This window comes from Bradyrhizobium sp. USDA 4486 (genome assembly GCF_054057995.1).
This window is the reverse complement of the sequence record NZ_JBSRZV010000001.1, coordinates 4,776,466-4,803,040: the sequence shown is the minus strand read 5'-3', so window position 1 is coordinate 4,803,040 and position 26,575 is coordinate 4,776,466. Positions and strand designations below refer to the sequence as shown.

15 protein-coding genes are annotated in these 26,575 nt (G+C 58.8%); 9 read left to right on the top strand and 6 right to left on the bottom strand.

All coding sequences use genetic code 11. The annotated features are described in order from the left end of the window. Positions 1-22: 22 nt before the first annotated feature. The 3 genes from ACVWY3_RS23020 to ACVWY3_RS23010 all read left to right on the top strand — a co-directional run bounded on the left by ACVWY3_RS23020 (position 23) and on the right by ACVWY3_RS23010 (position 2,323). Positions 23-568: a hypothetical protein gene (locus ACVWY3_RS23020; protein ID WP_456840527.1), complete on the top strand. Its 546-nt coding sequence runs from the start codon at positions 23-25 to the stop codon at positions 566-568. Positions 569-887: 319 nt separating this feature from the next. Further along, the gene (locus tag ACVWY3_RS23015; protein WP_456840526.1) at positions 888-1,169 is read left to right on the top strand and encodes a hypothetical protein; all 282 of its coding nucleotides are present in this window, start codon (positions 888-890) and stop codon (positions 1,167-1,169) included. A 707-nt stretch (positions 1,170-1,876) separates the two neighbouring features. Next, positions 1,877-2,323, top strand: coding sequence for a hypothetical protein (locus ACVWY3_RS23010; RefSeq protein ID WP_456840525.1), 447 nt, complete (start codon positions 1,877-1,879; stop codon positions 2,321-2,323). Positions 2,324-2,517: 194 nt separating this feature from the next. Here ACVWY3_RS23010 and rpoN read toward each other — a convergent pair whose 3' ends face one another. Then, positions 2,518-3,969, bottom strand: coding sequence for an RNA polymerase factor sigma-54 (gene rpoN / locus ACVWY3_RS23005; protein ID WP_456840524.1), 1,452 nt, complete (start codon positions 3,967-3,969; stop codon positions 2,518-2,520). 569 nt (positions 3,970-4,538) lie between these two features. Between rpoN and ACVWY3_RS23000 the strand changes: the two genes are divergently transcribed. Both ACVWY3_RS23000 and ACVWY3_RS22995 read left to right on the top strand, forming a co-directional pair. Continuing rightward, positions 4,539-5,831, top strand: a complete 1,293-nt coding sequence (locus ACVWY3_RS23000) for a glycoside hydrolase family 28 protein (RefSeq protein WP_456840523.1) — start codon at positions 4,539-4,541, stop codon at positions 5,829-5,831. A gap of 260 nt (positions 5,832-6,091) precedes the next feature. Next, on the top strand, positions 6,092-7,096 hold the full coding sequence (locus ACVWY3_RS22995; RefSeq protein WP_456840522.1) for a pectinesterase family protein: 1,005 nt from the start codon (positions 6,092-6,094) through the stop codon (positions 7,094-7,096). 797 nt (positions 7,097-7,893) lie between these two features. On the opposite strand, the gene ACVWY3_RS22990 is transcribed toward ACVWY3_RS22995, so the two are convergent. After that, complete coding sequence (locus ACVWY3_RS22990; RefSeq protein WP_456840521.1) at positions 7,894-8,517, bottom strand: J domain-containing protein; 624 nt, start codon at positions 8,515-8,517, stop codon at positions 7,894-7,896. Positions 8,518-10,536: 2,019 nt separating this feature from the next. On the opposite strand from ACVWY3_RS22990, the gene ACVWY3_RS22985 reads away from it, so the two are divergent. Both ACVWY3_RS22985 and ACVWY3_RS22980 read left to right on the top strand, forming a co-directional pair. Beyond that, the gene (locus ACVWY3_RS22985; RefSeq protein WP_456840520.1) at positions 10,537-10,872 is read left to right on the top strand and encodes a hypothetical protein; all 336 of its coding nucleotides are present in this window, start codon (positions 10,537-10,539) and stop codon (positions 10,870-10,872) included. A gap of 143 nt (positions 10,873-11,015) precedes the next feature. Further along, on the top strand, positions 11,016-12,635 hold the full coding sequence (locus ACVWY3_RS22980; protein ID WP_456840519.1) for a methyl-accepting chemotaxis protein: 1,620 nt from the start codon (positions 11,016-11,018) through the stop codon (positions 12,633-12,635). Positions 12,636-13,432: 797 nt separating this feature from the next. Here ACVWY3_RS22980 and ACVWY3_RS22975 read toward each other — a convergent pair. Together ACVWY3_RS22975 and ACVWY3_RS22970 are read right to left on the bottom strand one after the other, a co-directional pair. After that, positions 13,433-14,551: an IS630 family transposase gene (locus ACVWY3_RS22975; protein ID WP_456840518.1), complete on the bottom strand. Its 1,119-nt coding sequence runs from the start codon at positions 14,549-14,551 to the stop codon at positions 13,433-13,435. Between the two features lie 138 nt (positions 14,552-14,689). Continuing rightward, the gene (locus tag ACVWY3_RS22970; protein ID WP_456840517.1) at positions 14,690-16,516 is read right to left on the bottom strand and encodes an NEL-type E3 ubiquitin ligase domain-containing protein; all 1,827 of its coding nucleotides are present in this window, start codon (positions 16,514-16,516) and stop codon (positions 14,690-14,692) included. A gap of 667 nt (positions 16,517-17,183) precedes the next feature. Here ACVWY3_RS22970 and nopM point away from each other — a divergent pair. Together nopM and ACVWY3_RS22960 are read left to right on the top strand one after the other, a co-directional pair. Then, on the top strand, positions 17,184-18,929 hold the full coding sequence (gene nopM, locus ACVWY3_RS22965) for a T3SS effector NEL-type E3 ubiquitin ligase NopM (RefSeq protein WP_456840516.1): 1,746 nt from the start codon (positions 17,184-17,186) through the stop codon (positions 18,927-18,929). A 976-nt stretch (positions 18,930-19,905) separates the two neighbouring features. Next, positions 19,906-21,804 (top strand): hypothetical protein, encoded by a 1,899-nt coding sequence (locus tag ACVWY3_RS22960; RefSeq protein ID WP_456840515.1) that lies wholly within the window; start codon positions 19,906-19,908, stop codon positions 21,802-21,804. A 1,055-nt stretch (positions 21,805-22,859) separates the two neighbouring features. Here the strand turns inward: ACVWY3_RS22960 and ACVWY3_RS22955 are convergent. Both ACVWY3_RS22955 and ACVWY3_RS22950 read right to left on the bottom strand, forming a co-directional pair. Beyond that, the gene (locus ACVWY3_RS22955) at positions 22,860-24,668 is read right to left on the bottom strand and encodes a hypothetical protein (RefSeq protein WP_456840514.1); all 1,809 of its coding nucleotides are present in this window, start codon (positions 24,666-24,668) and stop codon (positions 22,860-22,862) included. Between the two features lie 322 nt (positions 24,669-24,990). Next, positions 24,991-26,394, bottom strand: a complete 1,404-nt coding sequence (locus ACVWY3_RS22950) for a carbohydrate porin (RefSeq protein WP_456840513.1) — start codon at positions 26,392-26,394, stop codon at positions 24,991-24,993. Between the last annotated feature and the right edge of the window lie 181 nt (positions 26,395-26,575).

The following is a 26,575-nucleotide window of genomic DNA, read 5'->3' as shown; positions in this document are numbered from 1 at the left end:
AATCTGATGGGCTGCAACGGCAGTGGTGCTGATTACACCTATCAGAAGCGCCGTCGCAGAAAAGGGCCCGTCCGTGAAAATGGCGGCCGAAACCGGCGACCCGCTCGCGATGAGCTGCCTCGGTGAGTTGACGGCGAGCTACCCATTTCGCCAACTGACGAGGCCGCGATGCGAGCGTTTTTTCTGCTGTCTTCCGAATGAACAGGCTGCCCCGCATTGCGCGCTTCAGCTATCCTTTGCCCTTCCTAACACGATCTTATCGCTGCGCTCGCGTCGCATTATCGGCGCCATGGCCAGCGATAGCATGTTCTCACACAACAACGCACCGCTCAAAATGGTGAGAGCATTCTGGCCGACGTCCGCAAAATCTTCTCTCTATAGTGACCGCTGCCATAGTGAGCGCTGCTATGGTTGTCGTGGTTACGGCTTTGGCCGTCTCGTTCAAGACGTCGTTTGTTTCAAGCGCGACAACAGCACCGCATGCAATTACGTGCTGCAGGAAAACCGACATCGTTTCGTCATAAAAACACTCAACCGGAATTGGCATGCTGGTTGCCTCAAGATGTGACGAAACCAATTGCGACTATGATGCTCGTTCGGCATCCGGCCGAGGTATTCAGATGAACTTGCCCGATTGATCGATGGCAGAGGTCTCTTGATACGCTTTTCAAACCGTGCACCTGTGTCACGAACTCTGCCATCTTCGGATCGCGCTCCGGTTTGCCGGGCCGAATCCGATCGTCTTGTAAAGGGCTGGCGACGAATGGCGGTTCTCAACAAGATGGTGCGCACCGCTGCAAAGGCGTTATGCCCCAGGGCGATTGTCTGCCTCACTTTTGGCCGGTGGCTCAAGCGCCGGGCATCTGCGAGATACCGAGCCTGCGTTCGTGAAGCTAGCGGCGGCCTTAATCGGTGCTTTGCAGATGGTTGGTGAGCTGATGCAGGACGATTGGAATTCTGAGAAAATACTCAGGCAACAGGACGATCTCAAGGTCAAGCTGCTTCGCGCCCAATCGATTGTCGAGGAATGTAAGGCAGAATTGGCGGATCTGGAGCGGAGGCTTCAGCGTCAAGCAGTCTCATCGCCGATCGATGAACGCCAGCGCAACTCTGCGGCAACGAATTCAATACGTCACGCGCGATCGCAAAAATCCCGAAGATCCTGTTGATTAGAATGCCGGTGTGGCGTTTTCGAGTCGATCATGGGACCGCTGAAAGCTGCTGCCGCGCACGACAGCGCGAAGCTTTCGTCGCGGAGTTGGTGAAGATCTCGAGACGCACGGGGTTGCGAGCCCGGCGTTCGAACCGGATAACTGGGTGCGGACCTGTCGATAGGCTCGTCTTTTTGGTCGACGCGGTGCGTTGGCCAGGGGATGCGCCGCGAAGAGTAGCACCACATATGAGACGTATCGCCGCGTCTTTGGCTAGAGCGTCTTGTTTCGGGGGCTGCTCACGTAGATGTTCTGAAGAGAATGTCAAAGCTCTCCACCTTGAGCCAGCCGGTTCGGTCGTTTTGTCCGTCTTAAGACGTTTCAAATTACCGCTAGACGTGTCTGACGGGCGAGGGCCGCTTCAATGACACGATGGTCCCCTATGGCAGTAAGGCAAGGCATGCGGGTCACCGGCGGTGTTGACCGCGGAAGCCGACCATGCCTCATCCAGCATCGCATGGAGGATGACGAAGAACTGGCTGACTATGTCCGCAAACAATCACGATGCGATCCGGAGGGCAGGAACGGCAGTCACCTAAATTCGTAAGAACCAGGAAGAGGGTGCCTGGTGCGAATGCGATCCGGTGCCGGCCGGTAGCCTCGTCAGCTTCTCGAAAGCTTCTCCGAATACGTACTAACCCGGTGATCCTGGATGGGAGGCTGGCGTGGACTCGCACAATTTCGCCATATCCAATGCAGCACCTCCGCTATCGGTACAGCACGCCGTTCCAGACGATCAACCGAACCAGGCGGGAGAAGACGCCTTCGAGCAGCAATTAGATGCGGCGCGCGCGGTCGATTCCGCTGACCTTGCCTGGCGCCGCGGCCGTAAACCGCCGCCGAATGTGTCGCGCGCGGATTTTGATTACATTCACGAGATGATGAGCGGCGTCAGTGCTCGCCGAAAACTGTCGCCGTTGTCGGCAGAGAAGTATACTTTAATGCTTTACAAGGTGGCAAATTACCTCGGCGAGTGCGGCCAGTCGCTCGAAGCCAGTGATGATAATGCACTAAATCAGCTCTCTGACACCGTGTTCAGGGAGAATAAGCACGTAGGTATCGCTTTGCGGGCGCTTCAAGAACAGCGCGGAGGTTCACCTGCAGTAATGTAAGGTCATGTCGATGATCATATCGAGCCTCGTGGGAAACGTCCTGGTCCTCTATGTCGCCCCGTTCCAGCCCTGGCTGCTCGCCAACTTACCCGAGGCGAGTAATCATGCCCGTCGAGTGCTAACCTCGCTTTTCGGTCAATCCAGCTAGAACAAAACGTCGGTTCGTAATTCGGAATCGGCGGCTCAAGTCTTTTTCACGGGCGGCGAACTCCGGCCGATGCACGACTGTTGATTGTTACCCACTCATTGTCGCGGCGGCGTTGTAGCGAGCAGGGAATGCGCATGGCTTCGCGGTACTTCGCGACCGTGCGGCGGGCAATATCAATGCCCGAGGCGCGCAAGCGTTCCACGATGGTATCATCCGACAGGATCGCCGAGGGTTCTTCTGCATCGATCAGCTGCTTGATGTGATGACGCACCGCTTCGGCGGAGTGCGCCTCGCCGCCGTCGGCCGAGGCGATCGAGGCCGTGAAGAAATATTTCAATTCGAATGTGCCACGATTGGTCGCCATGTATTTGTTGGCGGTGACGCGCGACACCGTGGATTCATGCATCTGGATGGCATCGGCGACCGCCTTCAGATTCAGCGGCCGCAGGTGCGCGACGCCGTGGGTGAAGAAGCCGTCCTGCTGGCGCACGATTTCCGTTGCAACTTTCAGGATGGTGCGGGCGCGCTGGTCGAGCGCGCGCACCAGCCAGGTCGCGTTCTGCAGCGCGTCGGTGAAATAGGACTTGTCGCCGTCCTTGCCGATCTTCTTCGACAGCTCGGAATAGTAGGTCTGGTTGACCAGCACGCGCGGCAAGGTGTCGCTGTTGAGCTCGACATGCCAGCCGCCATCGGGACCCGGGCGGACATAAACGTCGGGCACCATGGTCTGCAGCCGCGCCGAGCCGAACTTCATGCCGGGCTTGGGATTGAGCCGGCGGATCTCGCCGATCATGTCGGCGATGTCCTCGTCGTCGACGCCGCAGAGCTTGCGCAAGCTCGCGATGTCGCGCTTGGCCAGCAGATCGAGATGCTCGACGAGGGCCTGCATCGCCGGATCGTAGCGGTCGAGCTCGCGGAGCTGGATCGCGAGGCATTCGCTCAGGTTCCGGGCGCAGACGCCGGGCGGGTCGAATTTTTGCAGCACGGCAAGAACGTCCTCGACGTCCTTTTGCGATGCGCCAAGACGCTCGGCGGCCTGGCCGAGGTCGGGCGGCAGATAGCCGGCCTCGTCGACGAGATCGATCAGATACTGGCCGATCATGCGCTGCGCGGGTGCGGTGAAGGCGACCGAGAGCTGCTCGGCGAGATGATCCAACAATGTTGTCTCGGCTGCGACAAAAGCTTCAAGATTGTAATCTTCATCACCTAAGGCGCGGCCACCCCATTCGGTATAGGCGGTCGGCGCCGGGACCTGCGCGTTGCACGCCGCCGCCTCGGCCGGCTGTTCGGCGCTGACATGATCAACCTCAGTCAGGGATTCGATGCCAGTTGCATTATCACTGGCGCGCTCAAGCAGAGGATTGCGCTCGAGTTCCTCCTCCACGAAGGCCATGACATCGACATGGGCCAATTGCAGCAGCTTGATCGCCTGCATCAACTGCGGCGACATGACCAATGACTGCGAATGCCGTAACTCTAATCTCTGCGTGAGCGCCATGAAGCGAGAACCGATACTGAAGGCCGCGTTTTGCTCATCTACTCAGGAGCGGATCCACGCGCTTTGATGCCGCGCAAAAAGCAGATCCGAGGTGTGATTCTGGTGCAAATGGCTGGAAGGACCGCAGATCCTATCGACGCGTCCCTCCCGAGGGCGCATGAATTATGGCGAACTGCCTGGCTAAGTCCCACACAATGTGGTTCGGCGGGAGGTCGGCAAACAGCAGTCACTTCGTCCGCGTGGCGTCAGACGACCATTCCCGGCGAACGTAAGTCCGGCGCCAACCGTAAACTCGTCAGCTTTTCGAAAGCTTGTCCGAATAGGGACTGATCATACCGACCCACACGAGAGGTTGCTGTGGACTCGCACACGAGCTCTCGAACCGTCGCACATTTTCCCTATCGTTTTAGGAGCACATGCAAGGTGCTACTGCACGATCGCAACGTCAGGACTTCTGCTGCGTCTTACAAATGTCATCTTGCGCAGGCCCTTGACACGTGGGCGGCTCGATCCAGGCGCTCAGCAGACGCAATCGGCAGAGATGCACCTGACAAAGCACGAGGAGGTCGATGACAAAGCGTTTTCGCAACTGGGCCCTATTGTCCATACTCGCCTCCATGGTGGTCTGCCCCGCCGCAAAAGCGCAAGACCGCCGGACGATCGCCGAACCTGTTGCACCGAATACGGTCTGCGATCGCCCTCTGCCTTCCGGCAAGAACGATACAGTTAGCCTACAGGACGCCATTGAAAATTGCCCGGCTGGCGCTGCAGTTTATCTCGGGCGCGGCGAGTTTCACTCAGGTCCACTCGAGATGAAATCGGGCGTGACCTTATGGATCGGACGCGGTGCGGCGCTGATCGCCATCCCCGAACCAGCTGCTTACGATAGGGGCCGGGGACAATGTGGTCGCATCATGGGTAAGGGCGATGGTTGCCGGCCATTCATCAGCTTTTCCAAAACGCGTGGCGGCGGCATCTACGGGGAGGGCATCATCGATGGCCAGGGCGGCGCAATTATGGGCGGCGGCGCCGAAACCTGGTGGCAGCTGGCCCGCCGCGCGCAAGCTGAGGGCGGCAAGCAGAACGCCCCGCGCTTGATCCAGATCGATCATGCGCAGGACATCACATTCTCTGGTATCACCTTGCGCAACGCTCCAAATTTCCATGTCGCGATGAACCGGGTCGAGGGTGCCACTTTCTGGGGCCTCACCATCGATTCACCAGCGGATGCGCGCAATACCGACGGCATCGATCCCGGCGCGAGCCAGGATGTGACCATCACCCACAGCTTCATCCGCACGGGAGACGACAACGTTGCGATCAAGGCCGGCGACAACGGCTCGAGCAGCCATATCTCCATCCTTGATAATTATTTCGGATGGGGGCACGGCATGTCGATCGGCAGCGAGGTGAATTCCGGAGTTAGCGACATACTGGTTCGCAATCTGACGCTGGACGGTACGACGTCTGGCCTGCGCATCAAGAGCGATGTCAGTCGAGGCGGTCTGGTCGAGCGCGTGACTTATGAGAACGTATGCCTGAGGGGCAACCGCTGGCCGGTGGCGTTCGACGCAAAATATGATCCGCGCGCACAAGGCACGAGGATTCCGGTCTATCGGCAGATCGTTCTGCGCCATGTACGTGGTGACAATGGTGTGCTGCTGATGCGCGGCGTAGACGAGCGGCATGCCCTCGACGTTGCACTCGAGGATGTCCGATTTGCCAATTCCGCGACTTGGAAACTCGAACACGCGAAGGTGACCGCAAGTCCCTCTGACGTATCGCCGCCGCTGCCGGGACGAGCCACAGAACCGCTGCGCGGATCGGAGGCATGTGCCAGAGCATTTCGCGACGCCCGCTAAGTACGACACCCGATGCCGAACCCGGCTGGTGAGTTCGGCACCGGCCGGCCTAAATCGCTGGACTTGCAGAACCTCAGCCTCATGTCCGGTACTTCGTTGCGGGCCGCAGCCGGCTTTGCAGGACCGCAATTGCGAGAGTCAGGTGGGGATTCTGGGCTGGCGAGGAAAATGTGTTTGACAATGCACGGCGGCTATCCCGCGGCGGTATCTCATATCGACTGCGTCGACCGTGTCGCGAACTCAACGAAGAGTGAGATCACATGCGAATGTTCGTGCCTTCCGCTGCGCTTCTGGTCGGATGTTTCTGTATCCCGGCAGCGTACGCTGAGCCACTATTCGTATCGCATGCCGGAAATGCAGACTATCGCTCCGTGCAGCAAGCCATCGACGCGTTGCCGGCGGAAGGCGGAAATGTCCGGATCGCGCCGGGCGTCTATCGCGAGAAGGTCAAAATCGCCAAATCCGGTATTCATATCGAAGGGACTGGCAGGAAGCCGGAGGATACGGTCATTGTGTATGGCGACGGCGCGATCAATGTAGGAGGAACCGCCCGTTCGGCGACGCTGGATGCTTCTGGCGATGACTTGCGGCTCGAGAATCTGACCATCCAGAACGACTACGCCCTCAATCCAGCCAATCGCCCCTCGCAGGCGGTAGCGCTGTCCGTTACCGGAGACAGGGATGTCGTTACGCGCGTCCGCCTGCTCGGTGCCCAGGACACGCTATTTGCCGGCAAGGGACCAAACGGCAGAATGTCACGACAATACTTCTCGAACTGCTACATCGAAGGACATGTCGATTTCATATTTGGCAACGCCAAGGCCTGGTTCCGGCAATGTGAGTTGCACGGCATCGCCAATCAAGCGGTCATCTATACCGCTCAGAGCAAGGCAGCGCCGGATGAGGACAGTGGCTATGTTTTTGATCACTGCAGGTTAACTGCCGACCGTGCTGCGGGCTATGTCGCACTTGGCCGCCCTTGGCGCCCCTACGCCACAGTGGTCTTCTTGTCAGCGAAGATAGATGCCCCCGTGATCGCGGAAGGGTGGCGCGAATGGACGCCCGGCAAGACCGATACGTTGAGGACGAGCTATTATGCTGAATACAGATCCTTCGGCGTCGGGGCCAACCCCTCAGCCCGCGAGCCTCACTCCCATCAACTGACAGATGGCGAAGCTGCGAGATGGTCAGTAGAAGAATTCTTCGGGGGAGCCACAGATTGGCTGCCAACGGAACGATATCGAGCGAACGCAAAGAAACGGTGACGAGACGACGGCGATCGTCGCATGAATGACGGGGAGTGCGGATATGACGGCGGCGTGGGCTGTCACCGACATCGCGCTGGGCATCATATTTGTGGGCAATCGAAAGCCTCACTAGACGGTTACTCCCGAACAGGGAACGCGCAACTGCGTGCGATAGCCCAGTCCTCGTTGAACGCGATGCACGGTGTGGAGCGCGATCAAGTTCACGATGCCTGCCTTGCCTCGCTGCGATCGGCAGAGCCCTTATAGGTGGGTGGAGCGGGACGCTACAGCCCCTGGCTATGTTAGAATCGGCCGTAAACCCGCGATCCATCGGCTCTCGTGCTCGATCGTTGATCCGGCGCCACCGAGCGAATAGGCCTGGACGGGTTGCTTCTGCGCCGCAACCCTTTCCATACAGCCAACGAGTGTCCCCGGAAAGGTTTGTACTTTCGTGTTGCCTCTCGAACAACGGAGGGACCGATCGTGCGCAACTCCTGTTGGAGCTTCGAAGGTGAGACGGGCGGTAGTAGCGACTCAGCCGCCAGGAGTGGAAGGAGCCGTTTGGCATTTCCACGAACTCACCGCTGAGCCGATGGAGCCGCCCACGTGCGCAGGATCTTGCCGCATCCCTTTTTCCGGCCCTTCTTTCTCACCGCTGCGCGGAACTTAACGAACCGGTCATCGTGTCGATTGTCCGCCATGGTCGCCCGAAAGCGTTAGCCAGGGAGGTCAAGTGCACGCGCAGCCAGAGCAAAGCTCTGGATGGTTCATCCTCCACTTCACATGCGCCGTTGAGGCCCACTGAGATGTTCGGGCTAGCTCTCGCGCACCACGGTCTTCAGGTACTGGTACGCCTTGATGATCTCGACCAGGCGATCCTCCGTCGACCGGTCGCCGCCATTGGCATCGGGATGGTGCTGCTTGACCAGCATCTTATACTTCGCCTTGATCTCGCCGAGCGTCGCACTGGCATTGAGGCCCATTACCTGCAACGCTTTGCCCTCAGCATTGAAAACCTTGCGTACCTTGGGCTTGGCTTCCGCGCGGCGGCGGGCGCCGGCGCGTCCGTCCAGCTCGACTAGCATGCAGAGGGCATCGCAGTCGTCCTCGAACTTGGCGGTGCTGCCGGTCATTGGGCGAGCGCTGATGTTCTCGCCTATCTTCCAGGTCGGACGATGGCCAGTCAGCGCGTCCTTCTGGTAGCGCGCGATCGCTTCCGCGTCCATCCCCGAGAAGAAATTGTAGGACTGATTGTATTTGCGAACATGCTTGATGCAGAAGTGCCAATAGGCGCGCGCATTGTCGCGCCCCTTGGGTGCGGGATGGGTAGCCTTGTTCTGGCAGCCAGGCCATTCGCATAGCGCCGCGGGCTGGCGCTTCTGCGCTTCCTGCTTATTGATGCGAATGGAGTCGAAGATTTCGGATGTGTCGATCAACATGACCTGGCTCCGTTGGCGCAGCGGCAGTTAACAGCGCCGCTTCCATGCTAGAGACTTGGTTTGGACGGCAAGTCGGGTCCGACACGGCCTTTGCGTCCAGTCAGTCGCATGATGTAACGGGCAGTTCCTAGCAATGGACATGCCAGGACGCGCGAGCTTGGTTCACATCATCTCTTTGCGATTCAGATCGACTCAATCGAAATTTGCTGTCGGGTTCTGCACACGGACGTCTTTAATGGGACCGGTGCGAATACTCTCAAAGGTCCAGCGAAAGGCAATGCTCGGTAATGTGCAGCGAGGAACGCGAGCGGCGTCTTCTCAATTTTGTTTAGAAGCTCGGAAAGTCTTCCGTCTTCGTAGCGAAACAGAAAGCGCAATGTCGCGATCTGAAGGGAATTCGGCCCCGCTCGTTCACGGATCAATGCAAGTCACAGCGCCGGCCCGCCGCCGACGAAGCCCCCCTGCTCACCGGCCGACCCAGCAAAGTCTCGGACGTTTCGCTGTTGGAGCGGGTGGATGCTGGCGCTGGCACGACAGCCGTGTTGTAGGAGGTGCTTGGCAAGGCGCTGGTCCACGTCCCGGATGCAGCTCTAATGGTTATGTCGAGGCAATTCGTTTGCGGGGAGTCGGATCCTATGAAACACCAGTTTGTCGCCAATTGCCTCAGAGCATCGTGTGCCGAAGCGTCACCCAGCGCGGCGATGTCGCCTTTAGACAACCGTTTTTCGACCCCTGGCGCTGTTGGCAGTTTGGCGACGACGGGACATGCACCGTGGATCAGAAATTGGATCTCGATTATGCCCTCGTCGGGTACTGGAATGCATGACGCAAAAACAAGCGAGACGATCAGTCAGCGAATATCCGTCCTTAAGGATCGGGCAGGAAGAGCATTTCGGACATCGTGCATGAGTACAACCCGCCTGTTGTGGGAGTTGCAGCCCTATGCGCATGCGGTGCGGCCGGCCCGCAGTGGCGGCGATGGCTTTCGGCAGCGCAACTCTATTTTCCCGAAAAGTTGCAGAGCCTGGACCTCACGCCTTTACGAAACAGCTCTACCAATCTAGGGAGCGACCGCGGTCAAGGCGTGAAACGCAATCGGTGCGACTTCGTCATTAAGTGGAAGCCCCTGATCGGTTCAAACTCTCCTCCAGCCTGCGCACCTTCTCCGCGGCTCGACGGCGACAATCATCGTTGCCGCCGCTAGCCCTGCCCAACAGAAGGTCACCTTGATCCCAGGGCGTCGCATTCGCCTGTCGCGCCGTCGGCCCGCATTCTATTTGCAGATCAGTATCTGCGGTGGTCCGGCGGACCAGAGTAGGAACCCGATAGAGGATGGCGCAGCTATCGGCCCTGTGACGCGATTCCGGCCAGTAACCCGTCAAAACAGCTGCTTTGCATCCGCGAGACCGGTGCGCAGCGATCCCCGGGACCTTTCCGTCCGTTGACAAGTGCCCCATTGCCTACACGTCTGCTTGCACCGTCTCATCATTGGATGCCGAAACGCCAAGCTTCCCCGGAGCAAGAAGTCATATTGAGAGACATAGGGTTGGATGCCGCGCGGCACCCGGCGCGGGCGCCGACCAAGAGGGGCAGCCTGGCCGTCGGATCTCGGTCAGCTCACTGCCTTCGTCGATTTCCTGTCGGCAACCCAAAAATTTTTTGCGGGGTCGTCGGTGGCTGGATTAGCCGCTCGAACCCACCTGGTACATGCTCGGAAATACTGTAATGCGTTTTTAGTGCGTTTTGTCACCCGCCACGAAGAGTTTCTGCGCATCTCAGGGTGCCGGCGCGGTAATTCAACGTTCGTGTCGCCAGTGCAGCCTGCAATTTAAAACGATGTACGCGGTCAGTCGTTGATGCGCGCAAAGCGGACGATCTGCATTTAAAGAAATTTGTTAACTTTAGCCGACTTACAACCTTAGCGAATACGCCGTCGCTGCGCATGTATGTCGAGTTATCCGCAGAACCATTCGCATGACTGCGCGCCCGTATTTTTGAGGCACTTCGGTCGAGTTCAAAATGTTCAATGTCGTGAAATTTCGTCGACCTGGTGCGCCCATGCGGCGCACTGAGCCAATGCAAACGATGGCGATTGCTAAGCGCGACGCGCCATTAGCGCCGATCGCAACAGTATGTGATTCCAGTCGAGGTGCAAATCAGCGGCTCAAAGCCGCCCGCGCCAATGCCAAGCTCACGATCGCGCGTGCGATTGCGACGTTGGAGGAGAACCATCGTCAGATACGAGCGGCCATACACAAGATTGCGGATTCGTCGGCTAGGGCCAAGCTGGAAGCCGATCTCGATCTAGTCGAGCGAGGGCTTGCTCTCGCCAAACGGAAATCTGCCAGCCTTTAGAGCTGACGGTCCTCGTTTTACGATGGGGTCGCTGAAGTACATTCGAGGTAAGACCACCACCCTTTAGCAGAGAGCCACAACAAGTGTTTGCAAACATCAAGATCACCGGTCGATTGATAGCTGGGTTTGGATCGCTCCTTCTGATGTCCGTTGCAATTGTCGGTTACGCGATCCATACCTCCCGGAGCGCGAGCGGATCGTTAGCGACTGTGGTTCGCCAAAAGGACCACGTGGCCGAAGATGAGCGTATCGAGAAGCAACTATTTGAAGCTCGGATGCATGTATGGATGGCCTTGGCAACCGATGATCCGTCGCATTGGGAGAAGGCCGCAGACACCTATAGGCGAACATTTGCGCGGCTTGAGGACCTCGCTGCCGACACCAAGGACGTGGGGCGCCGGGTGCGAGTGCTGGATCTCAAAAAAGCTGTCGAGGACGACGAAACGAAGGCGCTCGGACTGAAGGAATTTAGAGGAAGAAATAGCGCGCTAGACACGCCCGCGGCGAAATCGGCCGTAAATTCCGCACTCGCCGCCGGTGGTCGGGTTGACGAACTCTCAGAGCCGCTCGCGATTGATTACGAGAAGGCTTCGAAAGCCACTGCGCTAAAGGCGGAAGATGACCTTGGATTTGGCGTGATGATAGCCTTGATCCTTGGCGCTCTCAGTTTGCTGCTGGGTTTCATCCTCGCGGTGTTTACCTCGCGCAGCATTAGCGGCCCGATCCGGAATCTGACAGCATCGATGCTCGAGTTGGCCGGGGGCAATTTTGATGTTGTGCTCCACGGTCTTGGTCGCAAGGACGAAATTGGGGAAATTGCGAATGCGGTCGAAAGGTTCAAGGTGAAGTCGGCCGAGAAGGCGGAGGCGGAAACCCAAGCCAAACTAGCTCATGATCGTATCGCTGCTGAGCAACGAAAGTCCGACATGCGCAGGCTTGCAGATGCGTTCGACGCGGCCATCGGGGATATTGTCGAAACCGTTTCCTCGGCGTCCACAGAACTGGAGGCGTCGGCTCGCTCACTGGCAAACACTGCCGAATCGACACAGCGACTCTCGACCGCTGTAGCGTCGGTCTCCGAACAGGCGTCCGCGAACGTTCAGTCCGTTGCATCTGCCACAGAAGAAGTGTCGATTTCCGTAAATGAGATTGGTCGGCAAGTGCAGGAGTCAGCTCGCATTGCCAGTGAAGCGGTTCGAATAGCCGCGAGCGCTGACAAGCGCGTTCTGTCTCTCTCTGAGGCCGCCGGCAAGGTCGGTGACGTCATCCAATTCATCAACACAATTGCATCTCAAACAAATCTTCTGGCCTTGAACGCAACAATCGAGGCAGCCCGCGCCGGAGACGCTGGGCGAGGATTCGCGGTCGTTGCATCAGAAGTGAAAATGTTAGCGGACCAGACCGCGAAGGCGACGAAGGAGATAAGTGATCAGATTTGTGGAATTCAGTCATCCACCAAGGAATCAGTGGCAAGCATCAAAGAAGTCACTAGCGTTATTGGCCGAATCTCAGAAAGTTGCTCGGCCATCGCGTCTGCTGTGGAAGAACAAGGCGCTGCAAACCAAGAGATTGCCCGGAATGTTCAGCAGGCGGCAATTGGTACGACGCAGGTCGCCACAAATATCGCCGAAGTCAATCGAGGTGCGGATCAGACGGGCACCGCGTCAACGCAGGTGCTTTCCGCTGCCAGGTCCCTAGCTGAGGATAGCAATCGTCTGAAGCTGGAAGTGCAGAGATTCCTGGCCAGGGTAGCGGAAGCTTAGCAAAGGTTTGAGCTCCTGAAGAAGCGCTGCTCGAGTGCGCATGTCCCTTTATCTTGGTCGGATGTATTTTCCACGCCGACCTCTCGGGGGCGCGACCGACGGACAAGAGCCCCAATAGGGCTTGAGGGCAGCAGCTGCCCACAATAGGTACTCCATCTCGTGCAAAGCGCCACTTTGCGTGGAATGAGCGCACCTGGGAATGATTGCCGCTTTTCGTCAGGTCGAAGTCAAAGCTAGATGCGGCGTGGAACACGTTCGCGCAGCTCCGAACTTCGTCAAGCGACGTCTGTTACTGTACGTCTGATGGCTCCAGCGGCTTCGACCGAAAGAAACCGAACCTGCCGGAATGTGTTCAGGCCGCCATCAGCTCGGCTGGCCTTTCACCTACAAGGGCGGCCAATCGATAGGCCTACAAGTCCACTGCGGTTGATCTCAGCAAGCAGACTGTCGGCGCGATTCCTCGGCGGAGTTCCAACAAGCCGTGTGCCCGCTGTCGCATCCGTCGCCACCGGATCACGAATGAACTCATAGGATAATGAAATGGACGGAAAGGCCTGCGAAATCCTCCTCCGGCCTCTTGGTGCTTACGTAGAAGCCTTGTGCTCAAACTCCAACTCGCACAAACTATCGCTGCAAGCCAGGCGATCATTACGATGGTGGCAACTCCCAGGAATCCGATAGGAACTAGCTGATTGCCATTTCGCCGCCGTTCGCCGGCATCCAGGGTAAGAGACGATCAGAGCTGCCCGCCTGGCATAGACCGATGAGCTGAGACAACCATCCGGGTTGAGGACGACCTAGTGTCCTGAACCAGAAGTTCGCAACATTGGTCCGTTTTGTGCCGGGGCATTGTATCGGCAGAAGCGCTCGATGGAAGCAAGGATGTCGTCAGCGGACTTGGTCCATCGGAATGGTTTCGGATCGGCATTGTGTCGTTCGATGAACGAGGTGATGTCCGCCCTGAGGGCAGCGACACTGCGATAGACGCCGCGCCTGATCTTCTTATCGGTAAGGAGCGCGAAGAAGCGCTCGACCTGATTGAGCCATGACGAACTGGTCGGAGTCAGGTGCACATGCCAACGCGGCCTTTTGGCTAGCCATTTCCGGATCAGCGGCGTCTTGTGCGTTGCATAGTTATCCATGACGAGATGGACGTCGAGTTCGCCCGGTACGGCGGCCTCGATCTCGTCGAGGAACTTGCGGAACTCGGCGGCTCGGTGGCGTCCGTAGCATTTGCCGATGACCCGTCCGGTCGCAATGTCGAGAGCGGCGAACAGCGATGTGGTGCCGTGCCTTTTGTAGTCATGGCTCCTTCGAGCCGGCTGACCGGGACGCATCGGCAGCATCGGCTGACTGCGGTCCAGCGCCTGGATTTGGGACTTTTCGTCTACACACAGAACGATGGCGTGTGCCGGCGGCGAGACGTAAAGGCCGACGACGTCGCGCACCTTGGCGACGAAGTTCGGATCGGTGGAGAGCTTGAATGTCTCTAGCCGGTGCGGCTGGAGCCCGAAGGCCCACCAGATGCGTTGCACCGTTGACACCGACAGGCCGCTGGCCTTCGCCATGCCCCGAGAACTCCAATGAGTGGCGTTCTCGGGGCAGCTTTCCAGCGTCCGCACGATCACGGCTTCGATGCGGGCATCGTCAATGGTGCGCGGCGCCCCGGAACGCGGCTCGTCGTGCAGCCCGGCCACGCGCTGCTCTACAAAACGCTGCCGCCACTTGCCTACCGTTCCCCGCTCCAGGCCTAGCTTGGCCGCTACCTCCTTGTTCTGACCGCCTTCCGCGCAGGTCAGCACGATCCGGGCTCTCAGAGCCAGCGCCTGCGCCGTTTTCCGCCGCATCGTCAGCGACTGAAGTTCGGCAAGCTCATCATCGCTCAATATCAGGGGCGCAAGCCGCTGGGTCGGCATCAGATCCTCCGTCGCTGTTACAGCCGCCATCTCTGGCACAGCGACGCGAATCTACTGCGAATCTACGATTGCGAACTTGTGACTCAGGACACTAGGAGTGACCGGGCCGAAAGCTGCTCTAATACTGCAAAGGCCGCTTCATAGGGTGAGGCCGTGCTCATTAAGCACCTTATCTCTGAGACCCCCCTTGATCTCACGGGCGATCTCTTTGCGAACTGCGGCGCCCAACTCTATCTTGGCATCCTCGACAAGGTCAGCTTCGACCCCGATCAAACCTTTGTCGGTGAGCTGTTGCTGCAGCCGGCTGTGGAACTCCGTGCCCATTGCAGCAAGGAGCTGGTCGTGCGCCCTGGTGTGGTCTTCGGGTGCGATACGACTCACAACGCTGTCCCAGGGTTCCCAGTCCACCGCCAAATAGTCGGCGAATTCCGCCGCTTCTCGGTTGCGCACGGATGTCTCTGCGCTGTCAATGTCAGCGTCGGTCACACCGGAAACCTCAAAGAAGCGCATGTTCGGGGCGACGTGTTGCAGCCCCAGCCGCTCGCGGAGCTTATTTTGATAAGCAAGAGAGACCTCAATGGCGTCGATGTCTTCGAAGTTGTTGCCCGAGCCTAGCGCGTGAACCTTCTCGCGCGCAATTCTGTCCAGCGCGTCCAGGCGGAACATGACCCGCCCCAGACCGATGAGATCGGGAAGCCGGCCCTTGTTGTTATAGGCGCCGTTCTCGACCTCTGCGATGAGGCGTGCGGTCTGCATGCCGTTCCAGGTCAAAGTTCTGCGATCCTCGCAGCTCTCGTTGGCGTCCAGGACCAGTTGGAAGTAGCGCTTACGCAATTCCGGGTTTTGCGCCACTTGGCGCAGATCATTGGCCACCGACTGCCGGAATTCTTCGTTGCCAGAGTTCACGGAATCGAACAGTTTGCCAAGGAAGACCGCGTATTCCCGGGCGCCCGGCTCTTCAGCGACGCTCTGCCAAGCGGCCAGCACCTCTCGATCACCCTCCTGTGGATTTCCCCGGAGCCAGTTTGCGACCGTTTCAATGAGAGCATCGGGCTGTTCATCGTCTGTCTCGGACAATTCACTTTCGTCATTGTGCGAATGGTAGACGGTTGGACCGGCATAGCCCTCGGCGCTTAGGATTGTATCCAGGTCCGCGAGCACCTGCTCGGGCAGAGGATTGTCGGTCAGAACTATGCTGCCAGGAGCGACCAATTGCGTCAGCAGGTCGTCCGGTAGGCTCGTCAATTGGTTTTGGCCGACGTCGAGAAAGTCCAGCGAAGCAGGGAGGTGCCGCGGCAGACGCGTCAGTTGGTTTTCGCTGACGTCGAGAAACTGGAGGGTAGCGGGAAGGGTCTCCGGCAGATTCGCCAACTGATTGTGGCTGGCGCGGAGAAACTGCAGCGAAGCAGGGAGCACCTCGGGCAGTTCCTGCAGCTGATTGTGGTTGAGGTCGAGATGCTCGAGCTCAGCAGGTAGGACCCCAGGCAGGCTCCTCAGCCGGTTTGAGCTCGCGTCGAGGCCTCTGAGCTCGGTCGGGAGTTCGGGCAGGGTGGTCAGCTGATTGCCCCTAACGTCAAGACGCCGGAGCGAAGCAGGCAGGCTATCGGGCAGAGTGGTCAACCGATTGAAGGGCACATCAAGCGCAACGATAATGCTCGGAAGTCTTGGCAGGCTTGTAAGGGACAGCGATCCAAGATCCAGCGTAGTGGTCTCACCCAGAGTATTCGCTCGGCGCACCGCTTCTTCCCGATCCTCGAGCGGGCCTACCTCCGGTTCAGCAGCCCAATTCTCAAGCGCCCCATTTCCATCGCCCTCGATATGGGCGGAATCTCCGGAGTTTGCTGCGGAGCCTGTCACGATCGCGTTCCACCGCGCCGCGTCTTCGTTTTGCCCGTCCTGCTGTCCGGAAGATACAGAAGGGATGCCACCGTTGCGCTGAATATGTCCTCTCTCAAATGGATCCATCCCACCCTCCTCACGAAATTGAGCGCAGACTCAGCCCACGGTGACGATGCTCTAGGAACATTAGCTTTCGATAAGCTGACAGACTGTCGTCGTAAGTGGCATCGATGGCAACGAAGCTGGCATGACCTTGGGTGCAGGATTTGATCGGCCGATCCCCTGACCGTAAGATATTTTCCGCTGATGCGTTTCCGGCATAACCACGCAGCAGCCGCTCAAGTATAAAGCCCGCGCGTGGCGGCGGTGCCGTTCTCCAACTGCCTGCGAAGCAAGAGCGCACGCTCTCCAACGCCCAACGTCCGCGTCGGTCCTCTCTCGTGCCAAGCAATCGCTGCCGCGCTGGTATTTGCCGTTGGTGGCGAGCACAATGATCTGGGTGTTTTTGCAGCGACACTCGTCAGCTGATCGACAGGTGGGCCTGCTAAGGGCGGACGCTGCCAGCCGTTGACGGTTCTCCGGACTTGTCTGGCCAGCGAGATGGCAGACTGCGGGCAGCAGTATCGATCTATTGTCCAGGTTGGGCTCGTATCGGCCTGTGTCAAAGAGGTGCTGGACGGCAGTCGCGGACCACGCGCACACGCCTTCGAATGATCATTGCTCTGCGGACCTAGCTGCTTCGCGGCCTTGGGAAGCGGAGGTGTACTCGTTAGTTCTGACGATGGAGAGATTGATGGACACAGGACACGCACAGCGGAGCGCGGCTTCCTCCCCGGGCGCATTTGAAGAGGTGGAGCAGGAAAGCTACCTCGGCGGCTTCAATCGTGCCGTCGCGAATTTGGTCGAAACGTTGACAGGGTATCGGACCCCAGCCTCCGCGCGCGCACAGATCCTGGACAATTGGGTTGCCGAAGAAGGGCAGGGCGAAGCCGAGAATAGGCGACAGGGGCGCCGACGAATCAGGAATTCGGATAACACAGGCTCGCGCTCGCTGGATTTGTCCTCGCTCTCACTGACCGCTCTGCCCGCCGCCCTTCCGCCAAGGTTGCTGGAACTGCGCGCCAGGCACAACGAGCTAAGCAGCCTGCCTGCCGTGTTCCCACCCGGTCTCCAGCGTCTTCTCATTAGCCATAATCGCTTGACCAGTTTGCCGGACGATCTTCCGGCGACCCTCTCTGAGCTCGAGGTCGTTGACAACAGCTTGACCAGTCTGCCGGCAAACCTTCCAGCCGGGCTCGAGATCCTGAACGCAAACGACAACCGGCTCATCAGCCTGCCGGACGCTCTCCCGAGCGGGCTCACCTCGCTTGCGGTCAGTGGCAATCAGTTGACCGACCTCCCGGTGTCCCTCCCCTCGTGGCTCGTTGAACTCAATGTCAGCGGCAATCAATTGGCCAACCTTCCCGACCCACTTCCGAGCACGCTCCAATCACTCAATGTCAGCGGTAACCGGCTGACCAGCCTGCCTGAAGGTCTTTTAGATGCTGTTGTGCCGAATAATAGCCTCTACTACCCGCATCTGGAGAGCCTCGAATTGGAGGATAACGCGCTGCCGGACGACATCCTCGCTCATCTGGCGGCGGCTGCAGCGCCACCGCAGCTTGCGCAGCAATCCCTGCATGAAGCTGCCGCACACTGGCTCGCAGACGACCCGGCCACGCTGGCCGAATGGCAGCACTTTGCAGATGAGCCCGGCGCCCAAGACTACGCACAGTTCCTGGAGAGGCTACGAGGCACCGTGAACTACGGCAATAACGGGTTTCGGCAAGCAGTGGCTGATGATCTGCGGCACGCGGCCGCCAATCCGACATTGCGCGAGCAGTTCTTTGCGCAGGCTTCCGAGGCCAACACGAGCTGCGAGGATCGCGTCACCTTGCACTGGAATGGTATGCAGACCGCGCGCATCAACGCTGACGTCAAGGACGGGCTATATGACGATCGCCTTGGCGATCTGATCCAGCGCGGCCGTGTCGCCTTCCGCTTGGAGGCGTTGGACGAGATCGCGCGCGACAGGATCAACTCGCTCGCCAGCGGCAACCCGAACGTAGACGACATCGAAGTCTATCTGGCCTATCAACATCGGCTGCGCGAGCCGTTGGAGCTCCATCATCTTGCCCCTGACATGCGCTTCCTAGAGGTCTCTCACGTCAGCGAGGATGATGCGACGGAGGCGCTCGACCTGGTCCGGCAGCGGGAAGCAAGCCAGTTCACCGACTACATGGCAAGCCGCTGGGAACCCTGGGAGACGGTGCTGAGGCGCCTCGCTCCAGACGAACATGCCGCGATGGAAGACCGGGTGCTCGACGCCATGGGCGACGAGTTTCAAACCCGCTTGACTCAGCGACTGGGCGAGCATGGTCTTCTAGGCGATCCGGATGCCGAGCGGGTGCTCGGAGCCCAAGTCCGAAACGAGATCGCTGGCGAGATCAAAGGCGAGGTCATGCAACGTGTGCTCGCAGAGCGTGGTCTCGAATTATGAGGCTCCCAAACCGCCGCAGCGATATCGACTGTTGCTCCGCGGCGGTACCTAAAGATCGATCGCTAAGGCTCGGCCATCGCTGCCAAGGTGCTTTTGCGTCTTGGCAATGCGCTCCCCTCGATGAGGGTCTTTCGGTCTTGACGAGTGACGAAAATTCCCGCGTGCGAGGCGAGGGCGTATCTGCGTCCCGTCGAAAGCCGCTTCGGGACGAGAGCTCCTCGGTAAAAAAGTTGTCGAGGAGACCAAGCGCGCAGCGGTGAAATCATCGGTTGCGGAGGCGCTGCCGCAGTCAGCGAGCTCGGTTTGACGAGAAAGCTAACTGTTCGGGCGGTGATGCTTGAATTCGGCGCACGTCGACAGGCGATCCATTGTTAGGTCCGTCGAGGAATTTCGTCAGCTCGAACTGGAGGCCGGCGAAGAGGTGCCGCAAAATTTGAGCGACCCCGTCCCTGGTCAGGCGAGTGCCTATTCCGGGCCACTCTCGCGCCCAGTAATATCCTGATCTCGTCAGCTTTTCGAAAGGTTGCCGCTACAACAATAAATAATCTGACTCTTGCTGAACGAGCTGCTATTTGGCCGTAATCCAGACCGTATGGATTGCTGCAGGGTCTATGCAAACATGAGGAGAGCAGGATGGATCCGGTTGACCCATTCTTCGATTCAGGAGCCTGGATGCGAGAGTACGCCGCCCTTCAGGGGCGGAGTGGGCGGCGAGCGGGCAGCCCAAGCGAGCCAGGGAGACTTTGAAAGGCGGCTGCAGGACTTGAATCTCGATCCGTCTGATGAAAGCAAGTCAGCTTCGCCTGAGCGGCCTCCCGCAGGAGGTGGTCGAGCAGTCCGGCGGGACGATTTCGGCGGTTCGATGCGGGTGCCGCCGCACTCCTCTTTCAGGGAGAGTACGCTGGGCGGCACGCGACGGAGCGTAGACATTCCCAGCTTCCAGCTTCCCACTTCGGCGCAAGTGCCGCAGTCTAGTTTGCGAGATGATCTGTTCAGCAGCACACGCTACAGCGTTCCGGACGCAGAGTCTGCCGCCTCGGTCAAGAGCGGAAAAAGCCGCGGATTATGGTCACGCTTCAAGTCGGGAATCGGCAAGGCTCTTGGCGGAAAGTCGTCGCGTGACGCGGGGGAATCTGACGTCTTTTCGACGAATGTACGAATTGATTATGCAAGGCAGCCGGGCCGGACGCGCGGGGTCAATTCGGCCGATGAGGAGCTCATTGAAGATTTCAGAAACAAGGCGGCGGGTAATCTCAGCGACGGCACCATCAAGAATGCGGCAGCCGATTTGCGCCATTTGAGCGCGCGCCTGAGCGACGCCGGCAGGCCCTCGATTGCCGATCGAATTCGCCGGGAATTGGAAAACGCGCAGCTGGAAAATCCCGATGTGGAAAACCATCAGCTAGAAGCTGAGCTCGATGAGGACGTCGACACCTACGCAAAGGACCGCGGCAGGCGCATCAAGGCGGCCCTGAAGAAGCTTCGTGAAGTCGGCGCCGGAAACACCTTGGCAGCCGATGTCCGCCGGCTGGCTCCTCGTGCTGAGGACGCATCCCTCATCCGCATGTGGGCGGCGGCGGAAAAGGCGACACACAGGATCGACCCAAAGACGATCGACAGGCAAACTCGCCGCATGTTCAGGCTGAGTGAGTGGCTGCAGACCAATGGCAGGCAGCCGATCGCCGGCCGCCTGTCCACTCCTGGCCTCGCCCAGGATGTGGAGGAGTACAAGCGCGAAACGAAGGACAGCAAGATCAACGCTGATCTGGTCAGGCTCGGCCTTTACCAGCAAATCCTTGAGGCGAACAGGGCGCTGGGATTGCCGCCCCCTGAGGACCCGGATCAGCCTTCTGCGGAAGCTGCTCGGCCGGCTCACTCGCCACAGGAGCTTCCGGCAACGCCAGCCACGCCGAGCGCGGGAGCTTGGGAATGGCTTGGAGAGCAAATGCATGGATCTGGCTCATCGATGCCGGCGCCGCAAAGCGGATGGCGGGCCGGCTCGTCCCAGCAGCTTCCCGCAACCCCGGCGACGCCGAGCTCGGGAGCCTGGGATTGGCTCGGCGACCAAATCCACGAACCTGCCTCACCAGTGCCGGCGCCGCACTGGGCCGCGCAGGCTCATCCGCCGCTTGAGCTTCCTGCCACTCCAGCCACCCCGAGCCAGGGAGCTTGGGCTTGGCTTGGGCAACAGATGCAAGAACCCGCATCGCCTTCGTCCGTGAGGCCTCGATCGTCAAACGTCTACGGCGGTCTCGAGTCCTTTGTTGATCTGGATCCACCCACACCCCACGACTTGCGTGACGATGCGCGCTCCGCGCCAGCACCTGAATTTGCGGCCGCCTCGCCGTTCGCAGGACCGCCCGTGGGGGCTTCGGAGCTGCGGGACATTGGGGCGATCGTTGGCGCCAACTGGCGCCACGGCTCCCAGGCCGCTTCAGACGTGCTGATCGATGTCTTGGGCAACATCAATCTGCTGCCAAACCAGTTCGGGCCAAGTCAGTTTGCGATCAATGGGGAGCGCTATTCGGCGACATTTGGACCGGGCGGTCGCAGAGATATTCGCCTGATCCATCACCCGCGCGCCGCTGGGATGAACGAAGCCGGGCCATCCCGGCCGCTGCATCGTCCACGGCCAATCGTAAGCGCAAGGCAAACCGGGGAAGGTGCAGTCGATCTTGGCCATCTTATCCGGGGCGGCTGGGAGCATAGGGAGCGGTTCCTGCCGCCTTACCTCGTGCGCGTTTTGGAAGGCGAGGGCATCATGCCCCAGCCCGGGCGGCCGACCTATTTCGAAATCCGCGGAATGCCATATAGGGGCGAGTTGGTGGAAAGCGAAGGACGCCAGCGCGTTCGCGTTTATCCCGAACCTCGGTGAAGAAGCAAGTTGGCTGCAATTCCAAATGCCCAGGCAGCTCGCGCGAGGCGTTGTATCACGCGCGCGCTTGACCGGCGATGCACCCAATCGATGCAGATCGCAGAGGTTGGGCGTGAATACACGCCTCACTTCGACGGCGATGGCGGCTCAGTCAGTTTCTCAAGCGGCAACCTCTCCGCTGTCCGTACATCGGGCCCGAGCCTGCCTCGAAAGGTTTCGAAGCGACAGTCTCAAGAGAGCGCGGCGTGAACCCGAACGAGTCAAACGACCCATTCAACACGGAAGTTTGGATACAGGGGTACGCTGCCCTGCAAGACCCGCATGTGAGGCAGCGTCCGGCAGCTGTCAAATTGCATGACAACCGGCCTCCTGCGCGGATCGTGTGCCTCATTGCGTCGTGCTCGAAACATGAGCGCGTCGGCCCGTTCGCTGCCATGATTTAAGTCAGGGCCGCTTGTCATGATACCGCACTTGTAGCCTGTGCTCACATCAGCTGGTGCCATCACGTTTGCTGATCCCGCTCAGGGAGGAACGAGCACGCTTGTTTCTAGAATTCCCCCATTATCGCCGCGGACAGCCTGATCCGGAGACGCTAAGTCCGGGCCCAGCGGCAAAACACGAATCCCCACAGAACCAAATCACCAGAACGGGCGGCCACAACGAGGAGGGAGGCTTTCCCGGTTGCGTTTCTGTGTCTTGATGGTCGGGACAGGCTTCCAATGATCGCCAGAGTTTGAGGCGATATCGGTCCTTCAAAGTCGCGAAGACTAGCTTCGTCAACGGCTATCTCGCACCACAACAATCACCCATGGCAGAAGGGCCTGCCAATGGGAGAGCCCGCCTCTACTCGGTACAACAGCCCCGATGCCATGTGGGGCGGATCGCCCTTGTCAAGAAATGGGGCGTCAAGCAGACGGTTGGCCTCAACGATGGCTCAGGCAGAGCAATAACATAGCGGTATTCCCGACGGTCGCTCGTGAGAACTCTGCTCTGGGTCGAAAGCGATGTGCCCTTGCAGGAAAGCGGGCGTCTCGCCCTTCCTAAAGCTCCTCTGGTTATTCATCATCAAGCAGTCGCCGAAGCTCCCCTGGAGAAAACTGCTCTGGCTCGAAAGTAAATTCTTCTGGATCAATGGAAACAGGAGGAGCGAAGTGATCATCCGTTAGTCCGTGAAGCGCGTCGTGCAAGCCCTTTTCCAGTTGCCGCAGCTCCTCTGGAGGGACGAAGACGGGCGGGTCGCTGGGTTGATCATCGAGATGATCCAGTACTCGACGAAGATCTGCCTGAGGGAGCTGCTCCGAATCGGATGCGACTTGCTCCTGGATGAAAGCCGAGGTGGCGGGTTGATCATCTCGCCCCTCGGTAAGCTCCTGTGCGTCTTCATCCTCAAGCAGTCGCTGAAACTCCGCTGGAGAGAACTGGTCCAGATCAATGATAAACTCTTCTGGATCAGAGGGAAACGAGGTATCAGCGGGATCCTTCGATTGCCGGTGAAGCTCGTTACGCAATTCCTTTTCCAGTTGCTGAAGCTCCTCTGAAGGCAGGGAAACTGGCGAGGGGATAGCTTGGTCATCAAGATGGTCGCGCAGGCGCTGAAGCTGCTCCTGTGGAAGCTGCTCTGGATCGACAGCGACCTGTCCTTCGAGGAGAGCCGACGGGACCGGTTGATTGTTGTGTCCTTCCTGATGCTCCTCTTGCCGACTAGCTTCGTACGACGCGCCGTGCTGCGCAGCGGCGCTGTCGATGCGTGTCGGTTCTGTCGGTAAGGCGGCTTCGGGATTGATTAGCACCACGTTCTGAGGGGAAGGATTGAGTTTAGCGCGAGTACGCCCTGGACGCACGATGGCAGCGACGCCGCCCGTCGACCGAAAGGTCCGCAGATGCTCTAATGCTTTAAGGAGTCTGTTGCTATTAGAGGCACCGCTGAACTCGCGCACGTCACTGCCATCGCTCAGCGATTTGCCGTCTAACCGAGCAACAATGCTTGGTTTGTTTTTTGCGAAGAGCCAACGACTATAGCCGATAAGAGAACCTGCATGCTGCTTCGCCGTAACGGCGGCCGTCCCGCCCGCAATAAGCGCCTCCTCAAGCCTGAAGATATCGGCAGCATCCTCGGGATAAAGAGGTCGCCTGTCCCACTGCCCCCGGATTATGACGCCCGGTGAGGCGACCGGCATTGCTCCGCCACTTCCTCCTAAAGCGGCGCTTGCGGTCGGTTTCCGATATACCAGAACTTCTTCCAGATCGTTCAGCGTCCTCTGTCTTTTCGCTGCCCTCGATTGAGCTGTGTCATGTTCATGATTGATGGGGGCCTCCTCACTTGCCAGGAGATTGCTCCGGGCACGTGGATCCATCGCCTCGTCCGGAGATTGCTGACCATCGTTAGATGCGTCTTTCGCTGAAGGGAGCGCGCGCCGTCGCCCCCGAGAAACTACATGGTCGGGATCGTGATACGCACGAAGCACGCTTAGTGCAGTCTTCATGAGTGCGTCTTTAGGAAAGTAAGTATCTAGGTGATTAACCAGGGACTGGTGGTTCCTTAGATCAGTCGTTTGGCCACGGCCGCGGAGATCATTCGCCAGTCGACGAAGTGCCGAAGTATAAAGCTTCACCGTGTTCGGTTGTGGGTTCTTCTGATCCACATATTGAGCAATCGCCTTGTCGATAACGTCCCCGTCTTCACTGGATAGATGGGGATAGGAGCCTCGTCCGCCAACGGGAGCGGGTTCGGCCTGCCTTGCCTCAGCCAAGTGCTGCTCAAAACCATCTTGTCCGGCTTGGCTCGTCTGCGGCTCTTGAGAGACGGCGTGCTGCACTTGCGACCAAGCTGGCACGTTAAACGAGTCAAAATCTTGCGGGTCCACGCTAACCTCACTTCCAGAATCACCTGAACAGGTCTGCCTAGTCGCGTAAGCTTTCGAGAACCTGACGCGGCCATGGTTCCGGGCAGAGAGTTATTCGCGGTGGACAACCTTGGAAATGACCGCGCTCGGGACCAGCTTCTCCTCAACACTCCGCCTCACCTTGCTTGGGGTCCAACGACATCTTTTCTCTATAAGCTCTTGCAGCTGGCGCACCCCTACACGGGCTCGTCTCGCGCAGATGCAGCCGGTCTCCTCAACAAGATCGCGAAGCTCAAGTCCCATGCGGCACGAGATGCTGAAATCAGAATGGCGTCTGCGATGATCAGAAGAATATCAACGTAGATACCAGCAGATTGAGCGCGTGTTCAGTGTGGGGCGTGTGCGTGATGCCTGTGGGGTTATGAATGTATGATAGTCCCACGCCTGCATATATTCCCGGAGCAAGATGGGCGGTATATGTTCCAGTGATTGCCGTGGTATCGCGATGCGCAAGCTGGCCTTTAGCCAAGGCAGCATCCACCGCAAATTTGCTCCAGCTCGTCTTGCTAGCAACGATTGCAATCAGATCACCGGGCCGGCTATCAAAAGGCCCTTTCGCATAAAGACGAAGCTCGTAATATTGGCTGATCCTGTTGAGGTCAGGCGGAGCTCCCATGATGGAGAAGCCGCCATAGATGCCGCGCGACGGCATCCCACCCGCGTCATTCTGCCAGAGCTGCCTGTCCGCAGCGATGTAGTGAAAGTTATTCCCGCTCTCTCTTCGTTGCTTGAGATCCGCCAAATTCGTGTAGCGGCTACTGTTCAAACCAACGCCCGCCCGCAGCCACGTGTCGGGTACGCCGGCAGCAGCCTTGCTCTTGTAGCCGGCTTCTTCAACGAGAAGGATGCCCGTGTTGGCCGTGCTCCAGTTCAAGCCGGTGGGATTCTCGGTTATGTGGGCATAGGCACCATCTGGACTGATTGAGCGCTGGACGGAGACCTTGTTGTACAAGCGATCGTCAAAATTGTACTTCAAGTTGACCGCTGGCGTCGGCGCAGCATTGGTGCTCATCCCTGCCTGGAACAAGGCAGACATGTTCGATCCTGTAATTCCTCCGAACAATGTGCCGGTGAACTCATTTTGGTTTCTGAGGTAGCCAAGTTTGAGTTCTAGCGTCCTGTCGAAGAAAGTCTGGTAGTAGGCGAGCGTGTTGATTCCCGCTCGATCTGGTCCCGGGCGATCCCACGTCGAGTATTGGTGCTCGGCTCCTACGACGATCTGTCCGTCGGCAATGCCAAACCGGCTGAGATCGTAGGTAACGATCATGAAGTTTGCCGACGCGAAGGTCGGATTCTGGCCCATATAGAGCTGGTTTGCGATAGGGCTTCTGGTCGCATTCGGCAGCTGGTTGTTTGCAAAGCTGTTGCTTGTCCAGCCGATGTACCCGATGCCGACATCTGCCAGAGCCGATCTAACGCCGTCCCTGTCCTGATCAATCGTGTCCGCAGGGCCAGGTATGTTGAACCACAACCCTTTTTCACGCAGCTTGTCGTACCTTTCAAAGGGATCGATCGTCTTTTGCGGTCTCGTCGGAGCACCCCTGCCCGCACTGCCGCGCCTCTCGAAAGGCACTCCGAGACCTTCTGCTGGAGCCGAGGCAGGAGCGCGGATTTCCTGACGGATCAGGTCGATCGGGAGCCTCGCGGCCCGAGCGGGGGTCTTTCCTCTTTTGCTGGCCTGATCCACGGAGTGGTTACGAGGATCAAGTCCGCTCGCTGTTTGTGCCAGTACGGAATTGCCGACCGGACAAGCCGCTAGCGAAAGCGCGATAACAAGCCAAAATGGCTTTCCCCTTGATCTCAAATCGAACGAAAGTGCTGCCGTAGCCGAGTTTGTCCCAGGCGAGCTGGTCGCAAGAAGGCAATCA

Bases quoted from the DNA above. Each gene is read 5' to 3' on its own strand.
- rpoN (WP_456840524.1), bottom strand. From the start codon at position 3,969: ATGGCGCTCACGCAGAGATTAGAGTTACGGCATTCGCAGTCATTGGTC.
- ACVWY3_RS23000 (WP_456840523.1), top strand. From the start codon at position 4,539: ATGACAAAGCGTTTTCGCAACTGGGCCCTATTGTCCATACTCGCCTCC.
- ACVWY3_RS22995 (WP_456840522.1), top strand. From the start codon at position 6,092: ATGCGAATGTTCGTGCCTTCCGCTGCGCTTCTGGTCGGATGTTTCTGT.
- ACVWY3_RS22990 (WP_456840521.1), bottom strand. From the start codon at position 8,517: ATGTTGATCGACACATCCGAAATCTTCGACTCCATTCGCATCAATAAG.
- ACVWY3_RS22985 (WP_456840520.1), top strand. From the start codon at position 10,537: ATGTTCAATGTCGTGAAATTTCGTCGACCTGGTGCGCCCATGCGGCGC.
- ACVWY3_RS22980 (WP_456840519.1), top strand. From the start codon at position 11,016: ATGTCCGTTGCAATTGTCGGTTACGCGATCCATACCTCCCGGAGCGCG.
- ACVWY3_RS22975 (WP_456840518.1), bottom strand. From the start codon at position 14,551: ATGCCGACCCAGCGGCTTGCGCCCCTGATATTGAGCGATGATGAGCTT.
- ACVWY3_RS22970 (WP_456840517.1), bottom strand. From the start codon at position 16,516: ATGGATCCATTTGAGAGAGGACATATTCAGCGCAACGGTGGCATCCCT.
- nopM (WP_456840516.1), top strand. From the start codon at position 17,184: ATGGACACAGGACACGCACAGCGGAGCGCGGCTTCCTCCCCGGGCGCA.